This window comes from Psychrobacter sp. DWR1-2-3 (assembly GCF_049896465.1).
In the GTDB taxonomy this organism is placed as follows: domain Bacteria; phylum Pseudomonadota; class Gammaproteobacteria; order Pseudomonadales; family Moraxellaceae; genus Psychrobacter; species Psychrobacter maritimus.
This window is the reverse complement of record NZ_JAFCUJ010000001.1, coordinates 1-12,062: the sequence shown is the minus strand read 5'-3', so window position 1 is coordinate 12,062 and position 12,062 is coordinate 1. Positions and strand designations below refer to the sequence as shown.

10 protein-coding genes are annotated in these 12,062 nt (G+C 41.7%); 6 read left to right on the top strand and 4 right to left on the bottom strand.

Going from position 1 to position 12,062, the window contains the following annotated elements:
• Positions 1 to 36 precede the first annotated feature (36 nt).
• The 4 genes from ACP7AA_RS00050 to ACP7AA_RS00035 form a co-directional block, all read right to left on the bottom strand.
• The gene (locus ACP7AA_RS00050) at positions 37 to 612 is read right to left on the bottom strand and encodes a VOC family protein (protein WP_193007454.1); all 576 of its coding nucleotides are present in this window, start codon (positions 610 to 612) and stop codon (positions 37 to 39) included.
• A gap of 120 nt (positions 613 to 732) precedes the next feature.
• Positions 733 to 2,034, bottom strand: coding sequence for a fumarylacetoacetase (gene fahA / locus ACP7AA_RS00045; protein ID WP_426222277.1), 1,302 nt, complete (start codon positions 2,032 to 2,034; stop codon positions 733 to 735).
• Positions 2,035 to 2,241: 207 nt separating this feature from the next.
• A complete protein-coding gene (locus ACP7AA_RS00040; RefSeq protein WP_372829258.1) occupies positions 2,242 to 3,438 on the bottom strand; it encodes an aromatic amino acid transaminase in 1,197 nt (398 codons plus the stop codon).
• 177 nt (positions 3,439 to 3,615) lie between these two features.
• Positions 3,616 to 4,545: a LysR substrate-binding domain-containing protein gene (locus ACP7AA_RS00035; RefSeq protein ID WP_426222276.1), complete on the bottom strand. Its 930-nt coding sequence runs from the start codon at positions 4,543 to 4,545 to the stop codon at positions 3,616 to 3,618.
• 154 nt (positions 4,546 to 4,699) lie between these two features.
• Here ACP7AA_RS00035 and hppD point away from each other — a divergent pair, with 154 nt between their 5' ends.
• The 6 genes from hppD (at position 4,700) to ACP7AA_RS00005 (ending at position 11,843) form a co-directional block, all read left to right on the top strand.
• A complete protein-coding gene (gene hppD / locus ACP7AA_RS00030) occupies positions 4,700 to 5,812 on the top strand; it encodes a 4-hydroxyphenylpyruvate dioxygenase (RefSeq protein ID WP_426222275.1) in 1,113 nt (370 codons plus the stop codon).
• Between the two features lie 164 nt (positions 5,813 to 5,976).
• Positions 5,977 to 6,930 (top strand): phenylalanine 4-monooxygenase, encoded by a 954-nt coding sequence (phhA, locus tag ACP7AA_RS00025; RefSeq protein WP_426222274.1) that lies wholly within the window; start codon positions 5,977 to 5,979, stop codon positions 6,928 to 6,930.
• 134 nt (positions 6,931 to 7,064) lie between these two features.
• Positions 7,065 to 7,406, top strand: a complete 342-nt coding sequence (locus ACP7AA_RS00020; protein WP_296193770.1) for a 4a-hydroxytetrahydrobiopterin dehydratase — start codon at positions 7,065 to 7,067, stop codon at positions 7,404 to 7,406.
• Between the two features lie 96 nt (positions 7,407 to 7,502).
• Positions 7,503 to 8,927, top strand: coding sequence for a Na+/H+ antiporter NhaC (gene nhaC, locus ACP7AA_RS00015; protein ID WP_426222273.1), 1,425 nt, complete (start codon positions 7,503 to 7,505; stop codon positions 8,925 to 8,927).
• A 179-nt stretch (positions 8,928 to 9,106) separates the two neighbouring features.
• Positions 9,107 to 9,805, top strand: coding sequence for a hypothetical protein (locus ACP7AA_RS00010; RefSeq protein WP_144296435.1), 699 nt, complete (start codon positions 9,107 to 9,109; stop codon positions 9,803 to 9,805).
• 373 nt (positions 9,806 to 10,178) lie between these two features.
• Positions 10,179 to 11,843: a DUF6044 family protein gene (locus ACP7AA_RS00005; RefSeq protein ID WP_426222272.1), complete on the top strand. Its 1,665-nt coding sequence runs from the start codon at positions 10,179 to 10,181 to the stop codon at positions 11,841 to 11,843.
• Positions 11,844 to 12,062 lie beyond the last annotated feature (219 nt).

The window sequence follows — 12,062 nt, the reverse complement described above, 5'->3', positions numbered from 1 at the left end:
TAAAGTAAAATTTAACCATCCAATAAATTAACGCTATTACTCACCTGCAGGCGCGACTTCTCGTGCTTGCGCCAGTTCCTCTGCATGTAAAAACTGAGTATGAGCGGGTGCACGCTTGGTACGCGACCATTCTTCTAACATCTCATATTTCATCTCTTCCGTAATCATCGAGACCTTTTCTTCTGAGGTAATATCATCGTAGGTGAGCTCCATACGATGGCCATTAGGATCAAAGAAATAGATAGAATGGAAGATACCGTGATTGGTCACGCCGACCACGTCAATACCATTTGCTTCTAAATGCTTTTTTGCGGCCATTAACGCATCACGGTCTTTTACTTTCATGGCTAAGTGTTGTACCCAGTTTGGCGTATTGGGGTCAAAGCCCATTTCCGGTTGATTGGGCACTTCAAAAAACGCCAAGACATTGCCATTGCCGGCATCTAAAAACACATGCATATAAGGGTCAAAGGCTTTGGTCGAAGGTACATGGTCTTCAGCAAATGCTAAAATGAAATCCATATTGAGATATTTTTTATACCATTCAACGGTTTCTTTAGCATCCTTGCAACGATAGGCTACATGATGGATTTTTTCAATTTTAAAACTCATATCAAACTCCTTTTGATAGGGAATGCAATCAGTAGCTAGAGACTGCCAGTACCGGTTGACTATAAGTCGATGGTTGCTTGGCAGCTCAAAACCATTGTTTTCATATCTTTTCTTTCTATACTATTTGTCAAAATCGAATGTGAGCGCAGGTAAGACCTTACCGCGTACTTCACCAAAGCCAACACGAATGCCGTCTTTTTCGCTATAGCCTTTCATAATCACGGTATCGCCATCTTCGATAAAGCTGCGTGTCTCGCCGCCTTTTAAAGTGACAGGTTTGGTCGCATTCCAAGCAATCTCTAACATCGAGCCATAAGAATCTGGCGTCGGTCCTGAAATCGTCCCTGAGCCCATCATGTCACCAACTTCTACTTTACAACCCGTGATGGTGTGGTGGGTCAGCTGCTGCGCCATTGACCAATACATATATTTAAAGTTGGTCTCACAAACCACCGTTGCTTCGTCTGCATTTTCAGGCAATAACTCGACCGATAGAGTGATATCAAAGCTGCTATCAGAGGCTTTTTCATTGAGATAAGCCAGTGGTTTTGGCTCTTGCGTTGGGCATGAGGTTTTGAAGGGTGCTAAAGCATCCATGGTCACAATCCAAGGAGACACTTCAGAAGCAAAGGTTTTGGCATTAAAGGGACCTAAAGGTACGTATTCCCATTTTTGAATATCGCGGGCTGACCAATCATTAAGTAGTACCATGCCAAAAATATGATCCGCGGCTTCATCGACCGCAATTGGTTGACCGATATTATTGCCACGACCGACGACAAAGGCGGTTTCAAGTTCAAAATCCAAACGCTTACAAGGCGAGAAAATAGGACGCTCATCAGCATTGGGTTTTAGCTGACCCGATGGGCGTATCACATCGGTGCCACTAACGATAACGGTGCTGGCGCGTCCGTTGTAACCGACTGGCATTTCAGTCCAGTTAGGCAGTAGGGCGTTATTTGGGTCGCGGAACATAGTGCCAACGTTGGTCGCATGCTCTTTAGAAGAATAAAAGTCGGTAAAACCGGGCACTTGCACCGGCAGATGCATGGTGACGTCTGCTTGCTTAAACAGGGCTTTTTGCTGCAAGTCTGCATTGTCGCGCAAGGTATCATTATCAGCAGACAATAGCATTTGAATGGTTGTGCGCGCCTTGGTCCAGTTTTCGCGACCAGAATCAATAAAGGCGTTTAGGGTTGGCTGATCAAAATATGGGCCGCCAGCCAAACTTAACAACCCTTCTGCTTCGAGTACCGATAAGTCTAAAACGTGCTCACCGATAGCAACGCCAGCGCGACGGTTGTTATTACCAGCAGCGTCTTTGGTTTCGCTAAAAATGCCATAAGGTAGGTTATGAATAGAAAAGTCAGAATCAGTGGCGATATCGATAAATGAGGTGAGGTTTTTGTCAATCGTTGACATGGGGGAGCTCCTTGCTAAAGCGCATATTGAATTACGTTATAATTAACTACTTACGTATAATGTAATTTATAGCCAAACAGATTGCAAGGTTTTTTGTACAGTGTTTTTTAGAGAATAAGAGAATAAGAGAACATCAGGCATAAAAAAAGGCTGAGCAATAACTCAGCCTTTTTATTCACATGATTTTTATGAAATCGCGTTAGATGATTAGTCTTTTAAGACGTCGACCATGGCATTGGCAACATAATCGATATTACTGCTGTTCAAGCCGGCAACACACATACGCGAGTTCGATACCATGTAGATACCAAACTTGCTTTGGAGTTGTTCAACCTGTTCAGGCGTTAGGCCCGTAAAGCTAAACATGCCGTTTTGCTCAGTTAAGTAATCGAAGTTACGATCAGAGATTTTCTCTTCCAATACTGATTTGAGCTTTAAGCGCATGGCTTTAATACGGTCACGCATCGCATAAACTTCGCCAACCCATTGCTCATGTAGCGCTTCGTCGTTCATGACAATATCGACCACACGACCGCCATGTGATGGTGGGCTTGAGTAGATGCGACGTACGGTTGCATTTAGCTGACCAAAAACGCGCTCAGTTTCGTCTACTGTTGGGCAAACGACAGATAGACCGCCGACACGCTCGCCATATAGCGATAAGTTTTTAGAGAATGAGTTGCTGACAAACAGTGGCAGACCCATATCGACGGCTTTACGAATTGCGTAAGCATCGCTGTCCATATCTTCGCCAAAGCCTTGGTAAGCGATGTCCATAAATGGAATCAGCTCACGCGCTTGAATGACGTTTAGGACGGTATCCCACTGCTCACGAGTCAAGTCCATACCGGTTGGGTTATGGCAGCAAGGGTGCAATAAGATGACGTCATCTTTATTTAAAGTCTCAAAAAAAGCAATCATCTCATCAAATTTGATGCTGCTGGTCGCTTTGTCGTAGTACGGATATTTACCGACTTCGACATCCGAGCCTTCAAAGATAGCAATGTGGTTGCCCCACGTTGGGTCGCTGACATAGCATTTAGACTGGGGGAACCATTCATGGATAAATTCTGCGCCTACTTTTAACGCACCAGAACCGCCGATTGTGGCGATGGTCGCAACCAAACCGTCTTGTAAGATTTGCGCGTCTTTACCAAATAGCAATTCCTGACAACCTTTACGGTGGCCGGGTAAGCCTGCCATTGGCAAGTACGGACGAGGAGAGATAGGATCAGCAATGCGCTGCTCCGCCGTTTTGACACACTCAAGGACAGGCAATTTGCCATCCTCATCATAATAAACGCCAACACCCAAATTGACTTTATCTGGATTGGTGTCAGCGGCAAATTTGTCCATCAATCCTAAAATCGGGTCACCGGCATAATAATCGATACGTTCAAACATTTTTTTTCCTTACAAGGGAGATGAGTTAAGGCGTTAAAAAGCATAAACCAGTTTGGCGATTAACTCAATGTTAGATTCATCGATACTGATTAATTAACGCATTTTTTTGTTTATTAGCAAGTTTTTGGACAGATTTCAGCCTTTGCTAAATTGAAGTAATAAGTTCTTGAGTTGCCCTTAAACACGCTGCAAATCATCAAAGTGGCTGGCAAAGTAAGTTTGCAAAAATTGCTTAAAAGCAATGCTGGCAGGCGATAAAGCGCGTGACGAGCGTTGATAAATAAAGAATCGGCGCATTTTAACCGGCTGTGCCAATGGACGCATTTGCAAACCATTGGCGCTTACCCAATCTATCACCTCTGGCATATAAGGCAAGCACAAGGTAATGCCAAAACCTTGGCGGGTCATCTCAAGGGCGGTGGACATAAAGTTGACTTTATAGCGCGCCTGCTGAATATGACTGGCGATTTCCTCATCAAGCTCAGCAGTGACTTGCTCGATAAATGGCCCTTGTAAGGTAATAAGCGGCGTGTCTACTAAATCCTGCCAAATGACTTCTGATTTTTGCGCCAGCGCATGGTTATCTGGCATTACCACACAAAACGGCAGCTGATATAACAAATCGGCGCTGATGTCATCGTCAGGCTCCGTAAAACCACGCTCAGTACCGACGCCCAAATCTACCTCGATGTTTTGAATATGTTCTAAAACATTTTCTGCTGAGCAATCAAGTAAAGACACGCTGATGTCTGGATATGCTTTAGCAAATTGAGCAATAACGGCTGGCATGGAGGAGGCAGCAAATTGCGACACCGCAAGTCTGACTTGACCTTGTGCCAAACTTGTCAAGCTACTGGCTTCATTTTCAAATAGCTGCATCTCATTTAAAATACGCCGCGCTTGCGGCAATAAATGATGACCAACGACGGATAATGACAGCTGGCGGGTGGTGCGGTCAAATAGCACGATACCAAGGCTGGACTCCAACTCTTTAATCAAACCACTGACGGCAGATTGGGTCAAATGCATCTGCTCGCTGGCACGGGTAAAACTGCCATTGTCGGCAACACTGACAAAAGCGCTCAATTGGCGAATACTGATATTCATAAGCAAACCTGATAAATAAATCAAAAAAAACGATTAGTCTTATAAATCAAGCTAATCTAATATAAATCACACGTCAATAGGAATGATTGATGAAACTTATTTTTTGCTAATTTTTAGTGATTTATACCACCAATTGAAATTAAGGATGATGACAATGTCAGAGTTAAAGGCAGATTTATTTGATAACCCAATGGGCTTGCAAGGATTTGATTTCGTTGAGTTTGTCTCACCTGAGCCTGAGCTTGTCGAAACGCTATTTCGCAACCTTGGCTTTACTCATATTGCCAATCACCGCTCAAAAGATGTCGCCTTGTTTCGCCAAGGAGACATCAACCTTATTTTGAACCGTGAGCCAAAAAGCCATGGCAGCTATTTTTTAGGTGAGCATGGCGCCGGCGCTTGTAGCATGGGCTTTCGGGTAAAAAATGCGCAGCAAGCATATGATCTTGCCATCGAGAATGGCGCTGAGCCAGTAGACGTGCCAACAGGGGTCATGGAGCTGCGCTTGCCAGCGATTAAAGGTATCGGCGGCTCGCTTATTTATCTCATTGACCGCTTTAGCGATGGCAACTCTATTTATGATATCGATTTTGAATACCTACCGGGCGTCGACAAGCATCCAAAAGGCTTTGGCTTCAAAGTTATCGATCATTTAACTCATAATGTCTACCGTGGTCGCATGGCATATTGGGCCGACTTCTACGAGCGTATCTTTAACTTCCGCGAAATCCGCTATTTTGATATCACCGGTGAGTACACCGGTCTGACCAGTAAAGCGATGACCGCGCCTGATGGCAAAATCCGTATTCCATTAAACGAAGAATCAAAGCAGGGCGGCGGGCAAATTGAAGAGTACTTGATGCAATTTAATGGCGAAGGTATTCAGCATATCGCACTATTGAGTGATGATTTGTTGTCTAGCATCGACAAATTAAGAGACATGGGTATCCCGCTGATGACAGCGCCAAATGAAACCTATTATAAAATGCTGGATGAACGCCTACCAAACCACGGCGAGAATGTCGCTGAGCTACAAATGCGCGGTATCTTGTTAGACGGTACCACAGAAGGCGGTACGCCACGCTTATTGCTACAGATTTTCTCTGAAACCATCCTTGGTAGCCCAGTATTTTTCGAATTTATCCAGCGTAAAGGCGATTACGAAGAAGGCTTTGGTGAAGGTAACTTTAAAGCCTTGTTTGAATCAATCGAGCGTGACCAAGTCCGTCGCGGCGCGATTGGTCAGCCAGAAACTGAAACGCCATAGTTTTAGCTTAATCGTTTATAAGTATAATAAATGGGCAGGGCAAAAGGAATTTGTCTTGTCCTTAATCGGCAAAGTACCGCTTTCGATGGTAAATCCAAAATACCTAAATTTAGGATTTACTGACGACAAGCGCATGTACTAACGCTAATAAAAGGAACACAGGCATGGAACGCCTACTAGCTCAACATTCTATCCATCAAGCCCTTAGTGCCAAGACTATTACTTCTAATGCTCTCGGCGCTGATGCTTCTAGCCATAGTGCTTCACCTGCTAAAAAGCAGCCTTACCTCTCGCATCAGCCAGACGGTCAGGGTCATATTCATTATAGCACCGATGAAAATGCCATGTGGCAGGCGCTGCTTACACGTCAAGCCAAGCAAATACCCAATCGAGCTTGCTCCGCTTATCTAGAAGGCTTAGAAAAGCTAAACCTGCCATCGACGCATATCCCGCAATTAAATGACATTGACCAAATCCTGCAAGCAACAACTGGCTGGCAAACTGCTGCCGTTCCTGCACTTATTAGCTTTGGCAAGTTTTTTAAACTCTTAGCAAATAAACGCTTTCCGGTAGCAACCTTTATCCGCCGATTCGAAGACATGGATTATATTGAAGAGCCTGATATTTTCCATGAAATCGTTGGCCATTGTCCGCTGCTGACCCATCCTGCGTTTGCCGCTTTTAATGAGACGTATGGCAAGCTGGGTTTGAATGCCAGTAAAGAAGAAAGGTGGTTTTTAGCACGGCTTTATTGGTTTACCATCGAGTTTGGTTTGGTAGGTACTCACCCTGACAATCGTCGTATCTATGGCGGCGGTATTTTAAGCTCGCCTTCTGAAACGATTTATGCGCTTAATGGTAGCGATAAACGATATCAGTCTGGAAATCAGCATCACTCTAAGCATCAACAACCGCAAAATCAACCAGAACACCGCACATTTGATTTACTGGATGTACTGCGTACGCCTTATCGCATTGATCATATTCAGCCGATTTATTATGTCATTGATGATTTGGATACGCTGTTCGATATCGTCGATAGCGACATCATGGGCATGGTCAAACAAGCGATGTCGCTTGGCTTGTTTGAACCAACTTATGCGCCAAAAAGCTCTTAATAAATTAAAAAAATGTATGGTTAAAATAAAAATGTAGTAAAGCATGCTGCTGTAAAAACAGTATTAACACGGACGTAACGGTATTAAACCTAACAGTATTAAAAAAATAATAGTTAACTTAAAAGGACATTATCATGACGACATTATCACAAGCCAGCTGTGAAGCCTGCCGTATCGGCGCACCAACCGTCGATGACACAGAAGCACGCGAGCTATTAACACAAATTCCTGATTGGTCGCTCATCGAAGTCGATGGCATTAAGCAACTACAGCGTCAATATAAATTCAAAAATTTCGTCACAGCGATGGCATTTGCTAATGAGCTGGCCGACATTGCGGAAGCAGAAGGGCATCATCCGGGTATTTTGGTAGAGTGGGGCAAAGTGACCGTCACTTGGTGGTCACATAGCATTAAAGGTCTGCATCGCAACGATTTTATCATGGCAGCCAAAACCGATAGCCTAATGGGTAAGTGATGAGACTGGCAATAATCATTGCAACTCATTAAAATTGTCCCACCCAAAACCAACCCTAACGCCAGAATATATATGATGGCACCATAAGGATGTGTTATGCCTCCACAAGTACTTACCGAGCTATCTCCTAAGGTAGCTTTTATTATTGCCAGCGTTGTCATCGCGATTATGGGTGTGACCATGATCGGCTTTGGTTGGGTACCGCATCTGTCATTGATGCTTGCAATCGTTGTTTTATTAGGCCTTGGTATGTATAAAGGTCTAAGCTTTGAGAAGATGCAAGAGCAGATGTCGTCGGGCGTTGTCAGTGGTATCGGTGCTATTTATTTATTATTTTTTATTGGTTTGCTGGTCGCCGCGCTGATGATGTCGGGCGCTATTCCTACCATTATGTATTATGGTTTTGATCTCATCTCACCGCAGTATTATTATATTTCTGCTTTTGTTCTGACTTCTATTATTGGCGTCGCTCTAGGTAGTAGTTTGACCACAGCCGCGACACTTGGTGTGGCCTTTATTGGTATGAGTAATGCCTTTGATGCCAACGTTGCTATTGCTGCTGGTGCGGTGGTTTCGGGCGCTTTTTTTGCCGATAAGATGTCGCCTTTGTCAGATACTTGTACGCTTGCCTCTTCTGTCGTCGGTATCGATTTGTTTGAGCATATCCGCAATATGATGTATACCACGGTACCGGCTTGGCTCATTACGGCTGGGCTATTTTGGTATTTCTCTGGCCAGACAGGTACCGGCGATTTGGGTCAAGTGACCTTATTGCAATCACAATTGGTCGATAGCGGCTTAGTCCATGGTTATGCCGTGTTGCCATTTATCGTGTTGGTGGTGTTAGCGTTATGCCGAGTCAATGCCATCTATACCATCATTTGTACGATTGCGACCGCTTTAGTGCTTACTTATCTGCACAGTACGCCAAGTATTGGACAGATGGGCGGCTATCTGTTTGCCGGTTATACGCCTGCCGAAAATCTAGAGCTGGGCGAAGTGGCAGGTATGATTTCACGTGGTGGTATGCAAAGCATGTTCTTTACCCAGACTATTGTGATATTGGCGTTAAGTTTGGGCGGTTTATTACGTGCATTGGGCATATTGCCAGCATTATTGTTAGGTATTAGACATATGCTAACGAGCTCAGGCCGTGCTATTTTTGCCGCGGCGATGGCGGCTTTAAGCATTAACGTGCTGATTGGTGAGCAGTATTTGAGTATTTTATTATCAGGAACTGCGTTTCGTCCGACCTTTGAGCGTTTGAATTTACACCCCAAAAACCTATCGCGTACTATCGAAGACGCGGGCACGGTTATAAATCCATTAGTACCGTGGAGCGTGTGCGGGGTATTTATCAGCCAAGCGTTAGGTGTTCCGGTACTTGAATATTTGCCTTATGCCTTTTTCTGTTATTTATCGCTGCTGCTTACGATACTGTTTGGATTCACAGGTATCACCATCAGTTGTAAAGATGGCTCTAGCATTCGTAAGCAACCAAAAGTACAAATGGCCAATTAGCGAACATTCATTTTTAAAATAAACTGAGATAGTATTGGTTGCACAAAAACCACTCTAAGCAACTTAGAGTGGTTTTTTTTGGTTAATTTGAACGCCTAAACCATATATCTAAAAGTGGCTGAATAAGAGATAATAGAGGACATAGATTTTCGTTTACCTCAATAAAAAGGCAGTCCTGCATGACCCACAATAATCCATATAACCTGATACCCTTGCAACCTACGGGCAGAAATGAGACCAATACCGCCAATACCTATTCACCTGAAGATATGATTGCCATTTACGAGCAGCAGTTTCTGACCGAAGTGCCAGAAGACAAGCTCACAGAGTTCTTACCTTTTTTAAAAGCGTTTTATGATATCGACGACCATACCTTAGATGTCAGTGCGGTGATTTTTGATGCGATTGCGGACGCTTGTATTATTTATAATCACAAAGTCAAAGTTGGGCGTTACGAAATATTAGAAGGCTTGGTAAAAGAAGAGATTGCAGAAGATATAAGTGATGCAGAAGGCGCTGAAGAGAAACAAGTACAAGCCTATACCCTAGAGTGTAAGCGTACTTTTTTTATCAATGAGGTGGAAATACCTTATCATTTTAATTTGTTTATCCATGGCGATAATTATTCTACCTTGACGAGAAGAGAGAGCGTGTTAGAAAAAATGTATTGGTTTGTCAGTGATAGCTTTGATGAGCAGTTATTGGATAATCCTGAAGATACTGAGAGCTTGGCGTCTATTAATAAGCAACTGGCAAGTTTGGGTATTCGAGAAATGGATCTGACTACTATTCATCAGCTAGTCGATTATTTAGAAGGTAACATCATAGATGATGACATGGCAGATGCGGTCAATAAGCTGCTAGATGAAGCCGAGTAGCATTGAATACACTATTCACTGTTAAAAAAGACCACGCTAAGCCAATTTAGCGTGGTCTTTTTTTTGATAGGACAGCCAATTTTAAACAGCAAGCAATAAAAAACCCTCGTAATCGATAGATTGCGAGGGTTTCGTATATGGTACTGGCGGTCGATACTATTAATTGAAATTAAGTAAGGGAGGGTAAAAATTACGGCTGTTTAGTTAATATATAAGCGTGTTAATATAGCAATAATCTATAACATTTAGTTACGTGTGATGCTTAAGCTATTTTAGTCGATATGTGTCAGTTTGAGTTCTAAATACAGATATACAGGGCGTATATATATTGAGACAAAACAACAGCCGCGTTATATTCTGAAGAGGAAGAGACATGGAAAACAAGGCTATATCTATCTCTTACACTGTATCTATACTAGCATTGCTTCTTTATTTCTTTTTGAATTTCAATGGCCTATATGTTGAGCATCATTATAATCTAGATCAACACTTTGGGTGGTATAAGCTGCTTTCGGACAATAATGCATGGTTTTTAGGTAATAATGAAAGTATTCCACATATGGGAGACATATCTCGCGGATTACTTTTACCGGAGACGCAGCTAGTAAACATAATTTTTATGATATTCCCCACTTTGCTAGGCCATTGCATATTAATATTAACAAAGTTCACTATAGGCTATTTTTCATTTGTAGCTTTATCTAATTATATACTTAGTGAGAGGTATCTTCCTAAGATATATATAGCCTTAATTTCAATTTCTTTTGCCCTGACATCGGGTAACGAAAACCTTTATATTGCTCAGGCATCGATACCCTTAATAGCTTATTTATATATAAAGTATATTAGAGAACAAAAGTTAATAATATTGGCCTGTATATTTTTCTATCCAATACTGTCTGAACTAACAAGATTTGGTATGTTCATACTCATCTTCATGAGTGTTCATTGTGCATATTTGTTATACATTAAAGATAGAAAGTTGAAGAATAGTTTAGTCTCGATATGCGTACTATCAGTAGGCTACTTGTGTGTCGAGTACAGGTTGATATTGAGTATTGTTTTATCGAATGAAGATACTATTAGAAAAACAATGGTTACTGATTCTGAAGGGAACTTTATTACGGTTTTCGTATCTTCCTTTCTGAAAGGGCATTACCACTTTTCTAGTTATATATATGTATTTATACCTCTCGTTTTATACCTTATGTATTATATGTATAAGGAAAGAGTGGCTATCCCTAAAGCAGTGTACTTAATAGGTTTAACAATAGTATTCAATAGCTTCATATATGCATTATATACAACAACAGACGTACAGTATGTTTTCTGGGATATTGTAACCCCCCTAGCTGGTTGGGACTTTTCTAGGTTTATTTGGTTTAACTCTTTCCTCTGGCACCTTCTAATTTTAATACTGTTGTCCTATACATATATCATAGAAAAAAATAGAAAAGTAGTGCTTATACTGCTATTTCTTCAGGTCTTATTTACCGTTGTTTATCCAAAATATGGTAATGACTTCTATAAGACTATAAAGTGTAACTACTTAGCTATATGTGAATACAATCTATCTTATAATGAGTTTTATAGTACAGATTTGTTTAGCTCTATAAAAACAGATCTTGAATACAAAGGTAATGAGAAGGTTATTGCTTTTGGTATTCACCCAAGTATTTTAGTTTACAATGGATTTTATACTATGGATGGTTATCACAACGCCTACTATCAAAGCTATAAAGACAAGTTTAGAGAGTTAATCGAACCTGGGTTGGATATATCAGAAAAATATACATCGTATTATGATAACTGGGGGGGGAGGGCATATATTTTTTCGGAAGAGGCAGATTATCCACCTCACAGAAAACCAAATACAAAGCCTATTGATCTACCGATAGATTTTAAGGTAGCTAGAGATATGGATATCAAGTATGTAATATCAAATGAGCCATTAATTATGAATGATGAGTTATACCTTAAGGGTACGTATAGTAGTTCTGCATCTCCCTACACAATAAGAGTTTTTGAGTTAAGATGATAAAAGGGAAGGTTATTAAAAAGTATAAAGCGAATCAAGATTAGCTTATTGCTAATAAGCAGTATGATCCTAAATTCATGACATTATAGAAGAGAAGAAACTGAGCTATGCTGAAGAAACCGTACACCTAAACTTGGTAAACTAAGCGTATTAATCGGAGTTTATCATGACCAAGAAAGTAAGAAGCTACAGTGACGAATTTAAAGCCGAGGCCGTCAA